Origin of the sequence: Aurantimonas sp. Leaf443 (genome assembly GCF_001425575.1) — a bacterium.
In the GTDB taxonomy this organism is placed as follows: Bacteria; Pseudomonadota; Alphaproteobacteria; order Rhizobiales; family Rhizobiaceae; genus Leaf443.
Genome location: NZ_LMRD01000012.1, coordinates 93,490 through 114,592 on the forward strand (window position 1 = coordinate 93,490; position 21,103 = coordinate 114,592).

Here is a 21,103-nt window from a genome sequence, read left to right on the forward strand (position 1 = left end):
GTCCCTCAGCGCGCGCCGGCGCTCCAGCGCACCTGCCGCAAGGCCTCGCCCATCGCCATGCCGGCGCTGACGGCGAGGTTCAGCGAGCGCCCGCCGCCGTCCATGGGAATGACGAGCCGTGCGTCGGCGAGATCGTGCAGCGCCTCGGGCACGCCCGCGCTCTCGCGCCCGAAGACGAGCGCGTCGTCCGGCCGGAAGGCGAAGGCGGTGTAGGGCGTCGCGCCCCGCGTCGTGAAGAGGATCAGGCGCCGGCCGGCCGCGCGCCGCCTCGTCTCGAAGGCCGCGAAATCGTCGTGCCGCGTCAGCGCGGCCATGGCGAGATAGTCCATGCCGGCCCGTTTGAGGGCCCGGTCGCCGAGGTCGAAGCCCGCCGGGCCGATCACCTCCACGCCGACGCCGAGGCAGGCGCCGAGCCGCAGGATCGTGCCCGTGTTGCCGGCGATGTCGGGCTGGTACAGAACGATCGATGGCGTCACGCTTTCGTCTCCTGGCTGCGGCAGGGTGGCGGGCGCGACGATTGCGCCGGGCGCGTGTGAAACTGCCGTGCCCCGTCCTATATCCACCGGCCTGGCGCCCGAAAGCCTCGCCGCGCCCGCCATGCCGTCCGTCACGAGAGACGGCGCCTGATCGAAAATGCGGCCCGACCCCCGGAGAGCCGCAGAGGGACTGCCTTCTTGTCGATGTTCGCCTTCTTCGAACGCATGGTCGATCCTTTCCCGGAAGGCGAGGCGAAGACGCCGCCGACCGACAGCCTCTGGCGCTTCGTCTGGTTCTGGTGCCGGCCGGTCTGGCCGAAGCTCCTCGCCGTCGCGCTCTTCACGGTCGTGATCTCTATCATCGAGGTCTCGCTCTTCGGCTTCCTCGGCCAGATCGTCGACTGGTTCTCCGGCGTGTCGCGCGAGACCTTCCTGGCCGAGCGCGGCTGGCAGCTGGCGGCGATGGGCTTCCTCATCCTCGTCGTGCTGCCGGCGCTCGTCTTCGCGGAGGGACTCTTCACCTTCCAGGCGCTGGCCGGCAATTTTCCGATGCGCTTCCGCTGGCAGGTGCATCGGTGGCTGCTCGACCAGTCCTTCGCCTTCTTCCAGGACGAGTTCGCCGGGCGCATCTCCACCAAGCTGATGCAGACGGCGCTCGCCCTGCGCGAGGCGGTGATGAAGTCGATCGACGTCCTCCTCTACGTCGCCGTCTACTTCACCGGCGTCGTTGTGCTGGTGGCGGCGGCGGACTGGTGGATGGCGCTGCCCTTCCTCGCCTGGGCCGTGCTCTACGCTTGCCTTCTGGCCTATTTCATCCCGCGCCTCGGCCGCGTGGCGGAGGCGCAGGCCGACGCGCGTGCCCAGATGACCGGCCGCGTCGTCGACGCCTATTCCAACATCGCGACGGTCAAACTCTTCGCCCATACGCGGCGCGAGGCGGCCTTCGCGCGGGGCTCGATGCGCGACTTCCTGACGACGGTGAACGGGCAGATGCGCCTGGTGAACCTCTTCTTCGTCTCGCTGACGCTTCTGAACTCCGCGCTTCTCTTCGGCGTCGGGGCCATGGCGATCGCGCTGTGGCTGGACGCGATGGTGAGCGTCGGGGCCATCGCGGCGGCCATCGGCCTCGTCCTGCGCATCAACGGCATGTCGCAATGGATCATGTGGGAGGTCTCGGCGCTCTTCGAGAATATCGGCACGATCCGCGACGGCATGGCGACCTTCGGCATCCCGCGCTCGATCGAGGATCGGCCGGACGCGACCGAGCTCAAGGTCGAACGCGGCGCCATCGCCTTCGAGAAGGTGAGTTTCGGCTACGGCTCCGGCGAAGCCGTGCTGCGGGATTTCGACCTGTCCATCGCGCCGGGCGAGAAGGTCGGGCTCGTCGGCCGCTCGGGCGCCGGCAAGTCGACGCTCCTGAACCTTCTCCTGCGCTTCCACAAGGTCGATGCCGGCTCGATCCGCATCGACGGGCAGGACGTCTCGACCGTCACGCAGGAATCGCTGCGCCGGGCGATCGGCATGGTCACGCAGGACACCGCGCTCCTGCATCGCTCGATCCGCGAGAACATCCTCTACGGCCGGCCCGAGGCGGACGACGACGCCCTGCGCCGCGCCGTCTCGCGCGCCGAGGCGCACGGTTTCGTCGAGGCGCTGCGCGACCACGGCGGGCGCGCCGGGCTCGACGCGGAAGTGGGCGAGCGCGGCGTGAAACTGTCCGGCGGCCAGCGCCAGCGCATCGCCATCGCCCGCGTCATGCTGAAGGACGCGCCGATCCTTCTCCTCGACGAGGCGACCTCGGCGCTGGATTCGGAAGTCGAGGCGGCGATCGCCGGCAATCTCTACCGCCTGATGGAGGGCAAGACCGTCATCGCCGTCGCCCATCGCCTCTCCACCATCGCCGCGCTCGACCGGCTCGTCGTCGTCGATCGCGGCCGCATCGTGGAGGAGGGCACCCATGCCGCGCTCCTGGCCAAGGGCGGCCTCTACGCGCAGCTCTGGCAGCGCCAGGCCGGGGGCTTCCTGGCGCCCGACGCCGAGGAGGGCGACGACCTCAGGGCCGCCGAGTGATGGACGGTTTCCTCAAGCGTTTCGAGGACATTCTCGACCCTTTCGAGGACGACGGCGATCCCGGCGCGCCTGCGGACGGGGCCGTCCGCGTCGGCCGGCTCGAGCCTCTGCCGGCCGAGACCAACGCCTTCATCTGGCATTTCGCCAAGCAGGCGAAGTGGCCGCTCGTGGGGCTTCTCGTCACCGGCGGCCTCACCGGCGGCATCGAGGTGCTTCTCTTCACCGGCGTCGGCTGGCTGGTGGACGCGCTGGGGCGCTCGACGCCCGCGACCTTCCTGTCCGACAACGCCTTCCTCATCGGCTGGCTGGTCTTCGTCACGCTGATCGGGCGCGCGGTCGTGCTCGTGGCCGCCTCGATCCTCGAGGAGCAGGTGATCTCGCCGAGCTTCTACAACCGCATCCGCTGGCAGAGCTACAAGCGGCTGATGGAGCAGGCCTATACCTTCTTCCAGAACGATTTCGCCGGCCGGCTCGGGCAGAAGGTGCAGCAGGTCGGTCAGGCGACGGGCGATTTCGTCACCACCGTCCTCCAGACCTTCTGGTCCTTCGTCACCTTCATCCTTCTCACCGTGACGATCCTGGGCGCCATCGACTGGCGCATGGGGGCGATCCTCGGCGTCTGGTCGCTCGGCTACGCCTGGATCGTGCGCAACCTCCTGCCGAAGATCCGCAAATACGGCCGCGCCAGCGCCGACGCGCGCTCCATCGTCTCGGGCCGCGTCGTCGACAGTTTCACCAACATCCTCTCGGTGAAGCTCTTCGACGATTCACGCCGCGAGGACCGTTTCGTGCGCGACGGCTTCACCCATCTCGTCGAGACGACGCGCCAGACGACGCGGGCGCTGACGGCGGTGCGCGCGGCGGTCGCCGTGCTCAACGGCTTCATGATGACGGGCATCGGCGCCATCGCGGTGATGGGCTGGCAGGCGGGTTCGGTCTCGGCGGGCGGCGTCGCCACCGCGCTCGGCCTCGTCCTGCGCCTCAACCAGATGTCGGGCTGGATGATGTTCAACATCAACGGTCTGGTCCGCAACTACGCCACCGTGCAGGACGCGGTGGCGACCGTGACCAAGCTGCCGACGCTGGTGGACCGTCCGGACGCCCGCCCCCTCGTCGCCCCGCATGGCGAGATCCGCTACGAGGACGTGACGTTCCATTACGGCAAGGGCGCCGGCGTCATCGACGGACTGAACCTGACGCTGCGGGCCGGCGAGAAGGTCGGCCTCGTCGGCCGCTCGGGCGCCGGCAAGACGACGCTCGTCAACCTTCTCCTGCGCCTCTACGACGTCGAGGGCGGGCGCATCCTCGTCGACGGGCAGGACATTGCCGGCGTCACGCAGGCCTCGCTGCGCGCCCATGTCGGCGTCGTCACGCAGGACACCTCGCTGATGCACCGCTCGATCCGCGACAACATCGCCTTCGGCAAGCCGGGCGCCACGATGGAGGAGGTCGAACGGGCCGCGCGCGACGCCAATGCCGAGGCCTTCATCCCGACGCTCCTCGACCCCAAGGGCCGGCGCGGCTACGAGGCCCATGTCGGCGAGCGCGGCATCAAGCTCTCTGGCGGCCAGCGCCAGCGCATCGCCATCGCCCGCGTGCTCCTGAAGGACGCGCCGATCCTCGTCCTCGACGAGGCGACCTCGGCGCTCGATTCCGAGGTCGAGGCCGCGATCCAGGAGAATCTCACGCGCATGATGGCCGGCAAGACCGTGATCGCCATCGCCCATCGCCTCTCCACCATCGCCGCGATGGACCGTCTCGTCGTCGTCGACGCCGGGCGGATCGTGGAGGAGGGGAGCCATGGCGAGCTGATCGCGCGCGGCGGCCTCTACGCGCAATTGTGGAAGCGCCAGTCGGGCGGTTTCATCGACGCGTCCGGCACGGCACCCGTCGAGGGAGAGCCTGTCCTCGCCTGAAGCGGCCTATTTCAGCGCGATCTTGTCGCTGACGCGGGGATGGGCGAAGGCGAAGCGGTCGAAACGGTAGCCGTCGCCCGATCCGGTGAGCGGCGACCAGAGGCTCGAGAAGGGCGTCGACAGCGTGTAGGTGACGCGCCCGACGATGATCTGGGACGTGTCGTTGCGCACCGCCGCCGGAACGCTCACCTCCGACACCGTCCCGGGCGCCGGCCCGGCGACGAGGGCGGTGGGCGTCGCGCCCTTGAACGTCTTTCCCCAGGCGACCTTCGGTTGGCCCGCCACCGGCGCGTCCACCACGGTCAGCGCGATGACGAGCGTGCCGGCATCGTAGGGCTGCACGATGTAGCTCGTCGCCTTCAGGATGTGCAGGATCTCCGTCTCCGTCCATTCCGACTGGTTGGACGTGAGATCGGAGACGGTGGTCATGATCTGGGTGAGCTTGCGGCTCACCGTGAAGGCGTAGCCGAGGTCGACCGTCGCCGCCAGGATGAGGAGGAGGATGGGCAGGAACAGCGCGAACTCGACGCCCGAGACGGCTCTGCGGTCCGCCGCCAGTCGCCTCAGGAGCGGCAGGGGACGGATAGCCATGTCAGAAGGCCTCGTTGCGGAAGATGGTGGAGGAGACGATGACATACTCGTCCTGCGCCGTGCGCACGCTCGACAGGCTGTAGAGATCGGCGAGGCGCGACCAGGGCAGGAAGGCCTGCACGATGATGTAGTCGCCGCCCTTGCCGATGTCGAAGCTCTCCTGGATCGAGAAACTGCCGTTGGTGACCGGCTGGGTGCCGGCCACCGCCATGAGGTCCGAGACGATGTCCACCTTCACGCGCAGGTTCTGGGGGCAGCCGAACGACAGCTGCAGGCCTTGGCAGATCTTCTCCTTGAACTGCGAGATGTTCAGTCCGGCGGCGGCGGCCTCGCCGGTGCGGATGAGGCGTGCGGCCCGCACGAGCGAACCGTCGAGCGAGGCGTAGATGAAGAACAGGATGGCGATCTCGAAGATCGCGAAGAGGATGATGAAGAGCGGCAGGGCGACGAGCGCGAACTCGATCGCGGTGGCGCCGCGCGTCTCCCCGACCAGGCGCCGCAGGAGGAGGGCGGAAGGGCGCATCCTCATTGCGTCAGCCGCACGGTGCCGAGATAGGTGTTGAAGATCTTGGCGAGCCCCGTCGTGATCGCGGTCGGCGAAGCGGCCGAGATGAACAGGTCCTTGGAGCTCGAACAGTCCTCCAGCGCATAGGGCAGATAGGCCTGGCGCGTGGTCGAGCCCCGCACGCCGCTGCGCATCACGCCGCCATAGACGGCGTTCCAGTCGGCCGCGGCCATGCTGTTGCCGACCGTCGCGTTGTAGCCCCAGTCCCAGGTCATGGGCAGGTATTCGGTGTAGAGCACGCCGAGCGTCGCCTTGTTGGTCTTCATCCCTGCGCACCAGGCGGGGTTCAGCGGGGCCACCTGCCGGCCGATCCACCGATTGGTCGACACCCATTCGCGCTGCGACTGGACGCCGTCGGTGAGAAAGAGAACGAGCTTGAGCGGCTGGTCGGCCGTCTTGCCGTCGCCCGCCGTCCCGACGAAGTCTTGAAGCTGCGGCAGGGACTTGTCGAAATAGGTGGCCGTGCTCGCGGTCGCGCCGTTCATGCCGTCCGTCTTGCTCTTCAGCTTGGTCCGGGCGGTGGCGGTGGAGAAGGTCGGGGCGAGCACCTGCTTGGCGGCGTCTCCCACCGTGTAGAGCCCGACCTTGATGGCCCGGTGCTCCTTGTCGGCGACGTCGATGAGGTCGATCACCTTCGTGGCCGCGTCCACGGCCACGTCGGATCGCAGGCGGATCCCGGCCGCCTGGGAATAGGTGTAGTTGTCGGAGAAGGTGATGCCGTCCACCGTGCGCGTGCCCTCGGGCGTGTGGCAGGCGAAGGCGCAGCCGATCTTGGCCTGCATCCGATCCTGCTCTGCCTTGGTGGCGGCAAGCAGCATCGAGGGCGAGTTGTCGACGACGATGTAGACGTTCAGATAGGAGGTCGACGGCCCGCGCACGGAGGCCCGCACGTCGATCGGCAGTTCGTCGACATTGATGAGGCTCATCAGGCTCGTGCCGACCGAGCCCGACGCCTTGGCCGAGATGCTCTGGTTGGCCTTGTCGATCGTGATCGCGCCCAGCGTGTAGGCGCCGTCGTTCGCCGCCGTCTGCGCCTCGAACCACTGCCGGACCTTCGTCTGGATCTTCGCCTCGTCGCTCGTGCCGAGTTCCCGCACGGCGGCCACGAGCGCGGCGTCGAGATCGGCCTGCATTTTCACGCGCACATTGTAGGTCCGCACGACGTCGAGCCCGCCGCCGACGCAGATCAGCATCGGCAGGATGGAGAACACGACGATGACGGACACGTTGCCTCGGCGATCGCGCGCGAACCGCGAGAGCGCACCGCAAACGAACGACCCCATGAAGCGCGACAAGGATACCATCTCGGATTGTCTTTTCGCCATCGATGCAGCTCGTTGCGACGACACTAGGGGCAGGAAGGTATCATTCGGCTTAAGTCGTCTTCTGTAATTCGACGCAGCATCCGTCGCGCCTGACGGACATCGGCCGGTCCTTTACGGAGCGAGAGGCCGCGAAGGGCGGGCAAGGGACGTTCCGGCGCGCGGATGGCCGGCGAGGCCGGAGCGGCGAAATCCGCGCGGCTCGAACAGGGCTCGAGCGCGTCCTTAAATCCTTGCGCGCAGCTGCGTCCCGTGAGCGACACGTTGACTTTGCGACCGCAATGCGGCTGGACAAGCCTCCGGGCGCCGCCTAGAACGCGTCCAATTTAGCGGGGAACCGGGCGTGTTCGGAGGCGATACGCCTCTTGTGGCAGTCTTCGTGTTTCGGCAGAAATCGAAGGCGGTTCGAGCGATCCGCTGGACTGAGGCCTCAAGGAGTGGCAACCGCCGTGAGCGTGCACGAAACCGCCGATCCGAACCGTCGGGACTTCCTCTACATCGCCACGGGCGCCGTCGCCGCCGTCGGCGCCGCGTCGCTCGCCTGGCCGTTCATCGACCAGATGAATCCCGATGCCGCCACGCTCGCCCTCGCCGAGATCGAGGTGGACGTGAGCCAGGTGGCCGACGGCCAGTCGATCACCGCCAAGTGGCGGGGCAAGCCCGTCTTCATCCGCCAGCGCACCGACGCCGAGGTGGAGGAGGCCAAGGCCGTTCCGCTCGCCGATCTCAAGGATCCTGTGGCGCGCAACGCCAACATCGCCGCCGACGCGCCGGCGACCGACGAGAACCGGTCGGCGCCGGGCAAGGAGAAGTGGCTGGTGATGGTGGGCGTGTGCACCCATCTCGGCTGCATCCCGCTCGGCCAGGCCGGCGACTACGACGGCTGGTTCTGCCCCTGCCACGGCTCGTCCTACGACACGGCGGGCCGCATCCGCCAGGGACCGGCGCCGGAGAACATGGCCGTGCCGCCGTTCGAATTCACGTCCGACACCATCGTCCGAATCGGCTGAGCGGGGAGAAGCATCCGAACATGAGTGGTCCCTCGTCCTACGTCCCGACGAACGGCACGATGCGCTGGCTCGATGCCCGCCTTCCGCTGCCGCGCCTCGTCTATGACAGCTTCATCGCCTATCCGGTGCCGCGCAACCTGAACTATGCCTATACGTTCGGCGGCATTCTCGCGATCTTCCTGGTCTCGCAGATCCTGACCGGCGTCGTGCTGGCCATGCACTACGCCGCCGCCACGGGCCTCGCCTTCGAATCCGTCGAGCGCATCATGCGCGACGTGAACTGGGGCTGGCTGCTGCGCTACATGCATGCCAACGGCGCCTCCTTCTTCTTCATCGCCGTCTATCTCCACATCTTCCGCGGCCTCTACTACGGCTCCTACAAGGCGCCCCGCGAAGTCCTGTGGATCCTCGGCGTCATCATCTTCCTCCTGATGATGGCCACCGCCTTCATGGGCTACGTGCTGCCCTGGGGCCAGATGTCCTTCTGGGGCGCCACGGTCATCACCGGCTTCTTCACCGCCTTCCCGCTGATCGGCGAGCCGATCCAGCAGCTTCTCCTCGGCGGCTTCGCGGTGGACAACGCCACGCTCAACCGCTTCTTCTCGCTGCACTACCTGCTGCCCTTCATGATCGCCGGCGTCGTCGTCCTGCATGTCTGGGCCCTGCACGTCACCGGCCAGACCAACCCGACCGGCGTCGAGGTGAAGTCGTCGAAGGACACGCTGCCCTTCACGCCCTACGCGACCATCAAGGACGCGTTCGCGATGGTCGCCTTCCTGGCCGTCTTCGCCTATTTCGTCTTCTACCTGCCGAACTACATGGGCCACCCGGACAACTACATCCCGGCGAACCCCCTGAAGACGCCCGCGCATATCGTGCCGGAATGGTACTTCCTGCCCTTCTACGCCATGCTGCGCGCCATCACCTTCAATATCGGCCCGATCGATTCCAAGCTCGGCGGCGTGCTGGTGATGTTCGGCTCGATCATCATCCTGTTCTTCCTGCCCTGGCTCGACACGAGCCGCGTGCGCTCCACCGCCTACCGGCCGGTCTACAAGATCTTCTTCTGGATCTTCGCGGCCAACGCCGTCTTCCTCGGCTGGCTCGGCTCGCGCCCGGCGGAGGGCATCTATCCCGCTCTCGCGCTCGTCGGCACGATCTACTATTTCGGCCACTTCCTCGTCGTCCTGCCGGTGCTCGGCCTCGTCGAGAAGCCGCTGAAGCTGCCGAACTCGATCGCGGACGCCGTGCTCGGCAAGACCGGCGCCCACGCCATGCCGCAGGGTGCGGCCGCTTCCCCGGAGACCAAAGGCTGATGCGGCGCTTGAGGGACACCACCATGAACCGGCTCCTTCCGGCCCTTCTCGTCGCCGGCCTCGCAGCCTTCCCCGCCTATGCGCAGGAGGCGGCCGCTCCGGCCGCCGCGCCCGCCGCGCAGGCGCCCGCCGAGGGTGTCGCGCCGATGGCGCCCGCCGAGGGCGCGGATGCGGCCGCCGCCAGCGACGTGCGCGAGGGCAAGACCGAGGGCGGGCATGAAGAGGCCGCCGATCACGGCGCCGCCGCCGGCGAGCATGCGACGCCGCACTACCCGCTGAAGAAGCCGGAACTCCTCAACTGGAGCTTCGCCGGCCCGTTCGGCCACTGGGACGTGGCGCAGCTCCAGCGTGGCCTGCAGGTCTACAAGGAGGTCTGCTCGGCCTGCCACTCGATGAACCTCGTCTCGTTCCGCAATCTCGAGGCGCTCGGCTACAACGAGGCGCAGATTAAGACCTTCGCGGCCGAGTATCAGGTCCAGGACGGGCCGAACGCCGAAGGCGAGATGTTCGAGCGCGCCGGCATCCCGACCGACCGCTTCCCGTCGCCCTTCGCGAATCCGGAAGCGGCCGCCGCCGCCAATAACGGCGCGGCCCCGCCGGACTTCTCGCTGATCGCCAAGGCGCGCGCCGTCGAGCGCGGCTTCCCGACCTTCGTCTTCGACATCTTCACGCAATATGCCGAGGGCGGGCCGGACTATATCCACGCGCTCCTGACGGGCTATGGCGAGGAGCCGCCGGCCGAGATCACCATCCAGGAGGGGACCCACTACAACCCCTACTATATTGGTGGCCCCGCGCTCGCCATGGCGCAGCCGATCTCCGACGGTCAGGTGACCTATTCGGACGGCGCGCCGCAGACGGTCGACCAGTATTCGCGCGACGTCTCTGCCTTCCTGATGTGGGCCGCCGAGCCGCATCTGGCGGAGCGCAAGGCGACGGGCATGGTGGCCTTCGTCTTCCTCGTCGTCTTTGCCGGCCTGCTTTACGCCGTGAAGCGCCGGGTCTATGCGGGCGTGCCGCATTGAGGCGTGCCTGACCCGGATCGGTTCGAGGAAGGGGGCCCCGGTGGCCCCCTTTTTCGTTTGAGAGCCGCGTCCCGGCGGGTCAGCCGAGCGGCTGGAAGACCGAGGCTTCGAACCCGAAGACGGGCTCGCCGTCCTGGTTCTGGGCACGCGTCGTGGATTCGATGATCCCCAGGCCGGGTCGGCTCTTCGAAAGGCGCTTCTCCGTCACCGTCATGAAATAGGCGATCGTGTCGCCGGCGAAGACCGGCCGCGGCCAGCGCAGGTTGCGCACGCCCGGCGAGGGGCCGAGCGCGGGCACGGGGTGGCCGGCCTCCGCCAGCGCCTTCAGCGCGGCATGGCGCGTCTCGATGTTGAGGCGCATGCCGACGGCCGCCGTGTGCCAGCCCGACGCGCAGAGCCCGCCGAGCAGCGACGCCCTGGCCCGGTCCTCGTCGAGATGGAAGGGCTGCGGATCGTAGGCCGCGGCGAAGCGCAGGATGGCCTCCTTCGTGAAGAGATGCGTTCCCAGCGCGAACTCGCGGCCGACCTCGATCGAATCCCAGTAGATCATGCGGCCGCACCTTGCCGCGTCAGGAGCAGGAGGGCGTAGCGGCTTTCCAGCACGGTGGCCCCGGTCTGGTTGACGAGGCGCGTCTCCAGCGTCGCGATGCCGAGCGTCGGGCGCTTGGCCGACAGTCTCGCGCTCGCCACCCGCGCGGTGCCGCTCAGCGTGTCGCCGGGGCGCACCGGGGCGAGCCAGCGGACATAGTCGATGCCGGGCGAGCCCTGTGAGGTGGAGTTGAGGAGATAGCTGTCGCACATCATGCGCATCATCATCGCGCAGGTGTGCCAGCCCGAAACCGACAGGCCCCCGAGGAGGTTGGCCTCGGCGGCGTTCTCGTCGAGATGGAAGGGCTGCGGATCGAACTCGGCGGCGAAGGCCAAGCCTTCCGCCCGGTCGACGGGATGAGGCCCGAGGGCAAATTCCAGGCCCTCCGTGAAATCTTCGAATGCGCGCATCGGTCCTCCCTTCGTCGCCGAACGGAGATAGGCGGAGCTTCATCGCTTTCGAGTGGCGCCGCGAGCGCTCGCCTGCAGGGCCGCGAGCAACAGGACCCATCGCCAGCGCAGCCGCCGAAACGAGCGGCGCGCCCGCTCCTGTTCGGAACGGGCGCGCCGGGCAGGACGCTCAATTAGGGCAGGGGCTTGGCGCCCGCGCCTGACCTAGGTGTTGAACTTGAACATCATCACGTCGCCATCCTGCACGACATAGTCCTTGCCTTCGTCGCGGGCCTTGCCGGCTTCCTTGGCGGCCGCCTCGCCGCCCAGCGTCGTGAAGTCGCCGAAGGCGATGGTCTGCGCGCGGATGAAGCCCCTCTCGAAGTCGGTGTGGATCACGCCGGCCGCCTGCGGGGCCTTGGAGCCGCGCCGCACGGTCCAGGCGCGCGTCTCCTTCGGGCCGGCGGTGAAATAGGTGATGAGCTCGAGCAGCTCGTAGCCGGCGCGGATCATGCGATCGAGGCCGGGCTCCTCGAGGCCGATCGCCTCGAGATATTCGGCGACGTCGCCCTCCGGCAGCTGCGCGATCTCCGCCTCGATCTCTGCCGAGATGACGACGGCGCGAGCGCCCTGACGCTTGGCCATCTCCTCGACGGCGCGCGAATAGTCGTTGCCGGTCCCGGCATCCTCTTCCGCCACGTTGCAGACATAGAGGACGGGCTTCGACGTCAGGAGGTTCAGCGTGCGCAGCTCGCGGCGACCGTCCGCGTCGAGATCGGCGAGCAGCGTGCGGGCGGGTTCGCCCTTCTGCAGGCGCTCCAGCGCCGCCTCCATCACGGGGAGCGCGGCAAGCGCCTCCTTGTCCTTGCCCTGCGCCTTCTTGCGCACGCCGACCACGCGCCGCTCCAGGCTCTCGAGGTCGGAGAGCATCAGCTCGGTCTCGACCGTCTCCGCGTCGGCCACGGGGTCGATCCGGCCCTCGACATGGGTGATGTCGTCATTCTCGAAGCAGCGCAGGACATGCGCGATGGCGTCCGTCTCGCGGATATTGGCGAGGAACTGGTTGCCGAGCCCTTCGCCCTTGGAGGCGCCGCGCACGAGGCCGGCGATGTCGACGAAGGTGATGCGCGTCGGGATGATGTTGGCGGACTTGGCGATCTTCGCGATGTCCTTCAGGCGCGGGTCGGGAACGCCGACATCGCCCGTATTGGGCTCGATCGTGCAGAACGGATAGTTGGCGGCCTGCGCGGCCGCCGTCTTCGTCAGCGCATTGAAGAGGGTCGACTTGCCGACATTGGGCAGGCCGACGATCCCGCATTTAAAGCCCATCTGGGTATCCTTCGGTCTCACGGGCCGCGCAGAAGCGGCGTCTCGTGCCGGTGTTTGAAGTCTGTCGCACGGGCGGTCAACCGCCGGGCGCGGGACGGGGCGTGCGGCTCGTCAGTCCTTGCCGAACATGCGCTTCAGCATGTCGGCCATGGGGCCCGAGCCGGGAATGGCGGATGTTCCGGCGGGGCGGGCCTGCCGGATATGGCTCTGCGCCGGCGCGGCCGTCTTCGCCGAACCCTTGGCGCCGGCGGGCTCGCCGCCATTGGCCGTAAGCGCGACGCGATTCATGAAGCCGGCATCGTCGCCGGCGGCGAGGCTGTCGGCGTGCCGGGCGATCGCTTCGAAGAGGGGGGCCAGCCATTCGCGGTCCACCTTGGCGAAGTCGCCGAGGACATGCGGGTTCACCGCCTCCTTGCTGCCGGGATGACCGATGCCCAGGCGCACGCGGCGATAGTCCTTGCCCAGATGCGCATCGATCGAGCGCAGCCCGTTATGGCCGCCATTGCCGCCGCCGGTCTTCACCCGCACCTTGCCGGGCGGCAGATCGAGTTCGTCATGCAGGACCACGATGTCGGCGGGCGCGATCTTGAAGAAGCTCGCCGCCGCGCCGACCGAGCGGCCGGACTCGTTCATGAAGGTCTGGGGCTTCAGGAGCAGCACCTTGGTGCCGGCGATCGAACCTTCGGAGATCTCGCCGGAGAACTTCTTCGACCAGGGGCCGAAGCCGTGCCGCGCATGGATCTCGTCCAGCGCCATGAAGCCGATATTGTGGCGGTTGCCGGCATAGCGGGGGCCGGGATTTCCGAGACCTGCGATCAGGAGCATCGCTCCGCCCTCGTTCGTCGAGCGCCGGTTCGTCCGGGCATCCATCCTGGCCTCCGGGCGGACGCGCCGCGCCGCCGGACGGCGAAACGGGAGCGCGCACCATCGGCCGCTCCCGCCTGTCGTCTGTCCGAGAGGCCCCCGGCAGGCGGGGGCCGCCGGAGCCTACTTCTCGTCGCTGTCGTCCGTGGAGACTTCGGTCGCCTCGACCTCGTCGGCAGCGGCCTCTTCCGTCTCGTCCTCTTCCTCGAGGATGTCCGGCGCCACGATCGTCGCGATGGTGAAGTCGCGGTCGTCGATGGCGAGCTCGACGCCCTTCGGCAGCTTGAGCGCCGAGGCGTGGATCGAATCGCCGATGTCGAGACCCGTCAGGTCCAGGGTGAAGCCCTCGGGGATCGAGCCGGCCGGAGCCTCGACCTCGATCTCGTGACGGACGACGTTGAGCACGCCACCCTTCTGCTTCAGGCCGGGCGCCTCGTCCTCGTTCTCGAAATGAACGGGCACGCCGACGGTGACGCGGGTCGATTCGGAGACGCGCAGGAAGTCGACATGGGTGAGGAAGTCGCGGACGGGATCGAGCTGGTACTCCTTGGGGAGGACCTTGATCTTCTGGCCGCCGACCTCGATCGTGGCGATCGTCGTCAGGAAGCCGCCGGCGTGCAGACGCAGGAAGGTTTCCTTGTAGGGGATCGCGATCGGGAGGGGCTGCTGCTTGCCGCCATAGATGACGGCGGGAATCATGCCGTTGCGGCGAAGATGTCTGGCGGCCCCCTTGCCGACCTTCTCGCGCGCCTCGGCGGTGACCGTGTAGGTCTCGCTCATGGACTGGTTTCCTTCGTTCAGAAATGAGGTGGTCGAAGGCGGCGGGGTTCGGAAGATCCGGGCCCGTGGTCCAACGACGAAAGGCGCGCCGTTGCCGGAACGCCCTCTCCGCGCTGCCTCCAAGGGTGTCCGCGCGGACGCCGCGTCCTTAGCGCAATGCTGCCCTTCGGGCAAGGCGAGGGGGTGCGGCGGCGCGCTGTCGGCTCAGCCGCTTCCCTGCGACGCCCCGGTGCCCTTCCAGCCGTCCGGCAGAGCCGGATTGCGCCTGTAGCCCGGGCCGATGGTCAGCGGCGCCGGCGGGATCACCGTGCTCGGCAGTTGCGAGGCAACGGTGAACTCCTTCTCGAACAGGACGGCGTCGTCGCCGTTCTGCAGAAGGCGCACGCTGACGCGATAGGGCTTGCCGCGCTCAACGCCGGTGACGGGCGGGGTCTGGATACCGTAGCGCGTGGTGCGCGGATAGAGCGTCTGCGCGACGACGATCGGCGGCCCGCCGGCCGGGTCCTCGAACTGCGCGACGATGCGCGAGAAGGCCTTCACCGGCCGTTGCAGTTCGGCGGTGAAGCCGTAGGTCGCCTCGGCGATGCGGTAATTGAACATGAAGCCGGAGCCGGCGACGACCATGTAGGGCTTGTCGCCCGGCGCCTCGCGCGTCGAGAGGCCGATGCCGAGCAACACCGCCAGGAGCGCGAGGCTCCCGAACACGATGCGGGTGAAGACCGAAACGCGCCGTCTCGCCATCTCTCGACCTTCCACAGGGGTGCCGGAGACTACACTGGAGACGGGCGATCGCGGAAGAGCGCGGACGCGTCGCGAGGCCGATGGCTGGCCGCAGCCCTCAGTCGAACAGGCTGGAGACCGATTCCTCGGAGGCGGTGCGGGCGATGGCCTCGCCGATGAGGTTGGCGGTGGTCACGACGCGGATGTTGCGGGCGCCGAGGATCGCCTTGGTCGGCTGGATGGAGTCGGTGATGACGAGCTCGTGCAGGGCGGAGGCGGTGATGCGCGGCACCGCGCCGCCGGAGAGCACGCCGTGGGTGATGTAGGCGGAGGCGCTCAGCGCCCCGGCCTTCACCAGCGCGTCGGCGGCGTTGCACAGGGTGCCGCCCGAATCGATGATGTCGTCGATGAGGATGCAGTTGCGGCCCGTCACGTCGCCGATGATGTTCATCACCTCCGACTCGCCCGGCCGGTCGCGGCGCTTGTCGACGATGGCGAGCGGGGCGTCGAGCCGCTTGGCGACGGCGCGCGCGCGCACCACGCCGCCGACATCCGGCGAGACGATCATCAGGTTCGACAGTTCCTGATGTTCCTTGATGTCGCGCGCCATCAGCGGCACGGCGAAGAGGTTGTCGGTCGGGATGTCGAAGAAGCCCTGGATCTGGCCGGCATGGAGGTCCAGCGTCATCACGCGGTCGGCGCCGGCCTCGGTGATGAGATTGGCCACGAGCTTGGCCGAGATCGGCGTGCGGCCGCCGGCCTTCCGATCCTGCCTCGCATAGCCGAAATAGGGCAGCACGGCGGTGATGCGGCGGGCCGAGGCCCGGCGCATCGCGTCGATCATGATGAGGAGTTCCATCAGGTGATCGTTGGCGGGATAGGCCGTGGACTGGACGAGGAAGACGTCCTCGCCGCGCACGTTCTCCTGGATCTCGACGAAGATTTCCTGGTCGGCGAAGCGCCGGACCATCGCCTGCCCGAGCGGCACTTCGATGTATTTTCCGATCGCCTCCGCCAGGACGCGATTGGAATTGCCGCTGAACAGTTTCATCGCATTCGTTCCGATGTCTTTTCCGGGCCGGACCGGGCGGGACGGCGGCGGGGCCGCCAAGCCCCGGAAGGGCGGGCACGTGGGCTCTTAGCAAGATCGGTCGAAAGTTCAACCATTCCCTTGCCGCGATGCGGGATGCGTCGTGGTTCCGGCTTCGACCGGCAGGCGGACGGGGCGCCGGGTCAGCCCTGGCGCGAGAGGAGCCCGGCCGCTTCCGTCAGCGTCCTGGCCGCGACCGCGTCGATCGTCTGCGGACCGATGGCGGACCAGGGATCGGAGCCGCCGGTGCCCGAGGCCGGTTCCTGGCCGGAGATGCGGGTGAGGCGCGCGCCGCTCGAGTCCAGCACGTCCCACACATAGACGAGCATGGTGCGCCGGCCCTCGGTCAGCGTCGAGAAGTAGCCCTTCAGGCGGAGCGCCGCGACGGGCCCCGCGGCGGGGCGGATGACGATGCCGCGCGCGGCGGCGTTGCGCGAGAGAGCGCCCGCCAGAAGCTCGGCCTTGGCCGGCGGCGCGCCGACGACGGGCAGGAACTGCACGTCGCCGACCATCGCGCCGGCGGGCGAGGGGGCCGGGGCGAGGGCGGCGACCTGCGTCGGGGCCATGGCCTGGGTCGAGCCCGTCGCCATCGTGTCGCTGACGGGCATGCCGGCGGAAAGGGTCGGCGGGCCGCCCATCGGTTCGAGACCGCCGGAAATCTCGCCGCGCGGCACGAGGCCGGAGGAGAGGGCCGCCGTCGGATCGGAGCGCGTGCAGGCGGGCAGGGCGAGCAGCGCGGCGAGCGCCAGGAGATGGAAACGGTTGATCGGCGCGGACACCGGCGGACCTCTCGAACTTCGGCGGACGGCCCTCGCGAGCGCCGCTGCCGCCGGTTTCGCGCAGCCGGTCTCCGGAGGGATACGGCCGCGAAAGCCCGCTTCCGGGGCGGAGCGGGCGCGAGGCCGGAGGATCGCAGGAAGCGGTTAAGAAGCCGTCGACCCCCGCCGGTCTCGGCGGGCCTCAGACGACGACGCTGAGTTCCAGCGGCAGGCGCGAGAGCGGCTCGGGGGCGCCCTCGGTCGTGAGATAGGTGCGCCCCAGGCACATGGCGGTGCCGCTGTCGGAATCCATGATGATCATATGGGCGAAGAGCGTCATGGACGGCTCGATGGGCGCCGCGTTCCCGGCATAGAACATCGGCGTGTCCATCCAGGAGGGGGCGTAGCGCGCGCCGAGCGAGTAGCCGCAGGCGCTGAGCCGATGGCGAATGAGCTCGTGCGCCTCCATGACGGCGGAATGGGCGTCGAACACGTCGCCGAAGCTGTTGCCCGGCCGCATCGCCGCCTCCACCGCCTGCAGCGCCTCCTTGGCGGCGTCGTGCAGTTCGAGATGGCGGTCCGTCGGGCTGCCGAGGACGACGGTGCGCATCGCCGCGCAATGGTATTGGGAGAAGGCGCCGGCCCATTCCAGCGTCAGCTGGTCCTGCCCGTCGAGGATGCGGCGGCCGGACTTGTAGCGGCACAGGAGCGCGTCGGCGCCCGAGCCGACGATGAACGGGTTGCCCGGATAGTCGCCGCCCTTGCGCAGGATCGAGCCCTGCAGGGCGGCGAGGATCTCGCCCTCGTCGGCGCCGGGCCTGATGAGCGGCAGGGCCTCCTCGAAGGCCTCGTCGGTGAGTTCGGCGGCCCGCCGCACCTTCTCGATCTCGGCCGGGCTCTTGACGGCGCGAAGCGCGGGCACGAGGCCGGACGCGTCCTTCAGCGAGGCGAACGAGCCGAGGCGCTCCTGCACGGCCCGGCCGTTGGCGGCCGTCAGCCCGTGCGTCGCCCATTCCACGCCGATGCGCGCGCCCAGTAGCCCCATCTGGTCGAGCATGTCGCGCAGCTCGATGGCCGGATCGGCGGCGCCCCGGTCGCGCCAGACGAGGATCGTCTCGATGATGGACGTGTGGCGCGCCTGGCGAAGGTCGGCCGAGCGGGTGAGGAGGCGCATCTCGCCGTCCGCCTTCACCGCGAGGCACTGGAAGAAGCAGAAGCCGAAGCTGTCGTAGCCGGTCAGCCAGTACATCGATTCCTGCGCGAAGAGCAGGATGGCGTCGAGCTTCTCCTCGGCCATGCGCGCGATGAGGCGCGAGCGGCGGGTCTCGAATTCGTCTCTGTCGAAATGCAGCATCGTCGCCTCAGCTCCGGATCGCGATCGCCGAGAGCTGACGCCCGTAATCGGCTTCCCCGCGATGTGTGGCGCGGCGGTAGGAGAAGAAGGCCCCCGGCTCGCCATAGGTGCAGCGGCCGATGAAGTGCGCCGTCGTTCCGGCGGCCGCGAGGCGCGAGACGATGAAGCCGGGCAGGTCGAACTGGCGCTTGTCCGCGCCTTCGCCCGGCGCGAAGAAACGGACGCGCGATGCATCGTCCGCGAGGACCTCGTCCATCATCGCCGTGCCGACTTCGTAATTCGCCTGGGTGATCGTGGGGCCGAGCACGGCGACGATGGAGGAACGCGCGGCGCCCGCCGCTTCCATCGCCTCGATCGTCGCCTCCAGGACGCCGCCGAGCGCCCCGCGCCAGCCGGCATGGGCGGCGCCGACGACGCCGTTCGCCGCGTCGCAGAACAGGACGGGGCCGCAATCGGCGGTGACGACGCCGATGGCAAGGCCGGGCGTCGCGGTCACGATGCCGTCGGCGCGCGGCCGCTCGGCCGGGAAGGGAGCGTCGACGGTGACGGCCGTCGCCGAATGGGTCTGCCAGGGCGAGACGATGTCCTGGCCGGGAAAGCCGAGTTCGGCGCCCATGCGCCGCCGGTTCTCCGCGACCGCCTCCGGCTCGTCATGCGAGCCGATGCCGGCGTTGAGGCTCTCGTAGAGGCCGGCCGACACGCCGCCGCAGCGGGTGAAGAAGCCGTGGGACACGGCCGGCCGGTCGAGCTGCGCTGCGCGCAGGACCATGGGGCCGGCAAGGGCGGTGGAGACGACGCGTTGTTCGGACATGGCGGGGATGGTGGGCGAGGGTCCCCGCGAAGTCAATCGGCCGGGCGCAGCCCGAACGGGGGCAGGGCGAGCGGGCGGCTGGCGCCGCAGATCGCCTTGAACAGGCGTCCCATCTGGCCGGCGCCGGGGCCCGCCAGGCGCTTGGCGGCGGCCCGGATCGAATCCTGCTCGCCGAGCGCCTTGCCGCGCGAGAGCGCGCCGGCGCGCTCGTTCAGCCCGAGCGCGAGGAGGAAGTCGCCCTGCGTGACCGTGGGCGAGACCGAGAGCCCGGCGGCCGTCAGCTCGCGGGCGATGGAATGGAAATCGACATGGCTCGTCACGTCCGCCGTGCCGGGCGCTTCGAGCGGATCGGCGAAGCCGTGGTCCTTCACCGCCTGCAGCGTGTCGCCGTAGCCCGGCCGCGCATGGCCGTAGTCGATGAGGAGGCAGGCCCCGCCATGGGCGGCGATCCGAGCCCCGATGGCCGCCGTCTGGCGCTCGCGCGAGGGCGAAAGCTCGACGATGTCGCCCTTGGCGGGGACGGGGAGGCCGAGCTTGGCGGGATCGATGCGCGCTTCGCCGCCCGCCACCTCGAAGACCAGCGCGCCTGTCTTGCGCTCGCGCACCACGCAGCGCTCGATCCAGCGTCCGCCGGAATGGACGAACTGCCGGATCGGCAGCGCGTCGAGGAGTTCGTTGGCGACGAGGATGGTCGGTCTGGCCTCGATCTCCTCCAGGCGCCGGACGTGGCGCAGAGGCAGGTCGAAGCGCGACAGCGTCTCGGCCTGCACCTGCGCGAGACGGTCGCTCACCTCCACGAGGCGGATCTCGGCGGCCTTCAGGCAGGCGGGCGCCGCCGAGCGCAGCGTGCGCAGCATGTCGGCCATCAGCGTGCCGCGCCCCGGCCCGATCTCGGCGAGGACGAAGGGCGTCGGGCGCCCGAGCGCCATCCACGCGCTCGCGACCCAGGCGCCGAGGAGTTCGCCGAAGATCTGGTGGATCTCGGGCGCGGTGGTGAAGTCGCCGCCGCGGCCGAAGGGCTCGGCCGTCGTGTAATAGCCGGCCGCCTCGTCGAGGAGCGCCAGGGACCAGTAGCGCTCGATCGTCATCGGTCCGCGCCGCGCGATCTCGTCCGCGATCCGGCCCGCCAGATCGCCCTGGACGGCCCGGCTCACGGCCGCGCCGTCCCGGCCCGCGCCTCGTCGACGGGCTTGGGCTCGTAGACGCGCGTGCGCGCGCTCGCCATGCCCCAGAGACCGACGAGGAGCATCGGGATCGAGAGCACCATGCCCATGGTCAGCCAGCCGCCGTAGAGATAGCCGAGCTGCACGTCGGGCATGCGGAAGAACTCCACGAAGATGCGCGCGCAGCCGTAGAGGAAGATGAACGCCCCGCCCACGAAGCGCGGCTTGCGCAGCATCAGGAAATGGTGGGTGAGAAGGCGCAGGACGAGGAAGAGCACGATACCCTCGAGCGCCGCCTCGTAGAGCTGGCTCGGGTGGCGCGGCTCGGGGCCGGCCTCGGGGAAGACCATGGCCCAGGCCACGCTCGTCGGGGCGCCCCAGAGTTCGCCGTTGATGAAATTGGCGATGCGCCCGAAGAACAGGCCGAAGGGCACGGACGCGGCGACGACGTCGACGAGGCTCCAGAACGGGACCTTGTAGTTGCGACAGAACAGCGCCATCGCCACCGTCACGCCGATCAGCCCGCCGTGGAAGGACATGCCCCCCTCCCAGACGCGGAACACGGCCAGCGGCTCCTCGATGTAGCGGGCGAAGTCGTAGAACAGGACGGAGCCGAGGCGCCCGCCCAGGACGATGCCGAGCGTGATGTAGAGGATGAAGTCGTCGATGTCGGTGCGGGTGATCGGCGAGACGCCGTTGGGCCACAGGCGCGGCGTGCCGGCGAGATGTCGCCCGTAGAGCCAGCCGCACAGGATGCCGGCGACGTAGGACAGGCCGTACCAGCGCAGCTGCAGGGGGCCGAGTTCGAGGAAGACGGGGTCGATCTGGGGATAGGTCAGAAGCCCGAGCGTGGAATAGGGAAACATCGGTCCGCCGCAGCTTTCGGGGCGCGCCGGCCCCGGCTCATGGACCGGCCTTGCGGCCGCTGTCGCGCGGCCGGCCGGTGCCTCGCCGAAGGCCCGCGG

Annotated in this window: 21 protein-coding genes; 5 read left to right on the plus strand and 16 right to left on the minus strand. The window is 69.0% G+C overall.

The genetic code is table 11. The features are described from left to right. Positions 1–5: 5 nt before the first annotated feature. The gene (locus tag ASG48_RS16835) at positions 6–476 is read right to left on the minus strand and encodes a tRNA (cytidine(34)-2'-O)-methyltransferase (protein ID WP_055852606.1); all 471 of its coding nucleotides are present in this window, start codon (positions 474–476) and stop codon (positions 6–8) included. Positions 477–680: 204 nt separating this feature from the next. Here ASG48_RS16835 and ASG48_RS16840 point away from each other — a divergent pair, with 204 nt between their 5' ends. Further along, positions 681–2,546, plus strand: a complete 1,866-nt coding sequence (locus ASG48_RS16840) for an ABC transporter ATP-binding protein (protein WP_082529557.1) — start codon at positions 681–683, stop codon at positions 2,544–2,546. Then, positions 2,546–4,462 carry an ABC transporter ATP-binding protein gene (locus tag ASG48_RS16845; protein WP_244486935.1) on the plus strand — a complete coding sequence of 639 codons (1,917 nt, stop codon included), beginning with the start codon at positions 2,546–2,548 and terminating at the stop codon, positions 4,460–4,462. The genes ASG48_RS16840 and ASG48_RS16845 overlap by 1 nt, the downstream gene beginning before the upstream one ends. Before the next feature lie 6 nt (positions 4,463–4,468). Here ASG48_RS16845 and ASG48_RS16850 read toward each other — a convergent pair whose 3' ends face one another. Genes ASG48_RS16850 through ASG48_RS16860 form a run of 3 tightly spaced genes read right to left on the minus strand, consistent with a single transcriptional unit; the run spans position 4,469 to position 6,844 of the window. After that, positions 4,469–5,053 (minus strand): TadE/TadG family type IV pilus assembly protein, encoded by a 585-nt coding sequence (locus tag ASG48_RS16850; RefSeq protein ID WP_055852615.1) that lies wholly within the window; start codon positions 5,051–5,053, stop codon positions 4,469–4,471. A 1-nt stretch (position 5,054) separates the two neighbouring features. After that, positions 5,055–5,576 (minus strand): TadE/TadG family type IV pilus assembly protein, encoded by a 522-nt coding sequence (locus ASG48_RS16855; RefSeq protein ID WP_055852618.1) that lies wholly within the window; start codon positions 5,574–5,576, stop codon positions 5,055–5,057. A 2-nt stretch (positions 5,577–5,578) separates the two neighbouring features. Beyond that, positions 5,579–6,844 (minus strand): pilus assembly protein TadG-related protein, encoded by a 1,266-nt coding sequence (locus ASG48_RS16860; RefSeq protein WP_348271152.1) that lies wholly within the window; start codon positions 6,842–6,844, stop codon positions 5,579–5,581. 545 nt (positions 6,845–7,389) lie between these two features. Here ASG48_RS16860 and petA point away from each other — a divergent pair. From petA to ASG48_RS16875, 3 genes are all read left to right on the plus strand, one after another. Then, a complete protein-coding gene (petA, locus tag ASG48_RS16865; protein WP_055852624.1) occupies positions 7,390–7,950 on the plus strand; it encodes a ubiquinol-cytochrome c reductase iron-sulfur subunit in 561 nt (186 codons plus the stop codon). A gap of 20 nt (positions 7,951–7,970) precedes the next feature. Next, entirely contained in the window at positions 7,971–9,266 is a 1,296-nt protein-coding gene (locus ASG48_RS16870; protein WP_055852626.1) for a cytochrome b N-terminal domain-containing protein, read from the plus strand. A gap of 146 nt (positions 9,267–9,412) precedes the next feature. Further along, the gene (locus ASG48_RS16875) at positions 9,413–10,291 is read left to right on the plus strand and encodes a cytochrome c1 (protein ID WP_055852767.1); all 879 of its coding nucleotides are present in this window, start codon (positions 9,413–9,415) and stop codon (positions 10,289–10,291) included. Positions 10,292–10,370: 79 nt separating this feature from the next. On the opposite strand, the gene ASG48_RS16880 is transcribed toward ASG48_RS16875, so the two are convergent. The 12 genes from ASG48_RS16880 to lgt all read right to left on the minus strand — a co-directional run bounded on the left by ASG48_RS16880 (position 10,371) and on the right by lgt (position 21,004). Continuing rightward, a complete protein-coding gene (locus ASG48_RS16880) occupies positions 10,371–10,841 on the minus strand; it encodes a MaoC family dehydratase (RefSeq protein ID WP_055852627.1) in 471 nt (156 codons plus the stop codon). Then, the gene (locus tag ASG48_RS16885; protein WP_055852629.1) at positions 10,838–11,290 is read right to left on the minus strand and encodes a MaoC family dehydratase; all 453 of its coding nucleotides are present in this window, start codon (positions 11,288–11,290) and stop codon (positions 10,838–10,840) included. The genes ASG48_RS16880 and ASG48_RS16885 overlap by 4 nt, the downstream gene beginning before the upstream one ends. 204 nt (positions 11,291–11,494) lie before the next feature. Beyond that, a complete protein-coding gene (gene ychF / locus ASG48_RS16890; RefSeq protein ID WP_055852631.1) occupies positions 11,495–12,598 on the minus strand; it encodes a redox-regulated ATPase YchF in 1,104 nt (367 codons plus the stop codon). Positions 12,599–12,709: 111 nt separating this feature from the next. Beyond that, entirely contained in the window at positions 12,710–13,423 is a 714-nt protein-coding gene (pth, locus tag ASG48_RS16895) for an aminoacyl-tRNA hydrolase (protein ID WP_055852635.1), read from the minus strand. 162 nt (positions 13,424–13,585) lie between these two features. Beyond that, positions 13,586–14,242, minus strand: a complete 657-nt coding sequence (locus tag ASG48_RS16900) for a 50S ribosomal protein L25/general stress protein Ctc (protein ID WP_055852637.1) — start codon at positions 14,240–14,242, stop codon at positions 13,586–13,588. A 204-nt stretch (positions 14,243–14,446) separates the two neighbouring features. Continuing rightward, complete coding sequence (locus ASG48_RS16905; protein ID WP_055852640.1) at positions 14,447–14,983, minus strand: hypothetical protein; 537 nt, start codon at positions 14,981–14,983, stop codon at positions 14,447–14,449. 97 nt (positions 14,984–15,080) lie between these two features. Next, on the minus strand, positions 15,081–16,013 hold the full coding sequence (locus ASG48_RS16910; RefSeq protein WP_055852643.1) for a ribose-phosphate pyrophosphokinase: 933 nt from the start codon (positions 16,011–16,013) through the stop codon (positions 15,081–15,083). Positions 16,014–16,195: 182 nt separating this feature from the next. Continuing rightward, positions 16,196–16,831, minus strand: a complete 636-nt coding sequence (locus tag ASG48_RS16915) for a hypothetical protein (protein ID WP_055852646.1) — start codon at positions 16,829–16,831, stop codon at positions 16,196–16,198. 181 nt (positions 16,832–17,012) lie between these two features. After that, a complete protein-coding gene (locus tag ASG48_RS16920; RefSeq protein WP_055852649.1) occupies positions 17,013–18,164 on the minus strand; it encodes a Xaa-Pro peptidase family protein in 1,152 nt (383 codons plus the stop codon). A gap of 7 nt (positions 18,165–18,171) precedes the next feature. After that, positions 18,172–18,933 carry a peptidoglycan editing factor PgeF gene (gene pgeF, locus ASG48_RS16925; protein WP_055852771.1) on the minus strand — a complete coding sequence of 254 codons (762 nt, stop codon included), beginning with the start codon at positions 18,931–18,933 and terminating at the stop codon, positions 18,172–18,174. A 74-nt stretch (positions 18,934–19,007) separates the two neighbouring features. Continuing rightward, positions 19,008–20,129, minus strand: coding sequence for an SAM-dependent methyltransferase (locus tag ASG48_RS16930; RefSeq protein ID WP_244486936.1), 1,122 nt, complete (start codon positions 20,127–20,129; stop codon positions 19,008–19,010). After that, positions 20,126–21,004, minus strand: a complete 879-nt coding sequence (gene lgt / locus ASG48_RS16935) for a prolipoprotein diacylglyceryl transferase (protein WP_055852652.1) — start codon at positions 21,002–21,004, stop codon at positions 20,126–20,128. Before lgt ends, ASG48_RS16930 begins: the two co-directional genes overlap by 4 nt. Positions 21,005–21,103: the final 99 nt, after the last annotated feature.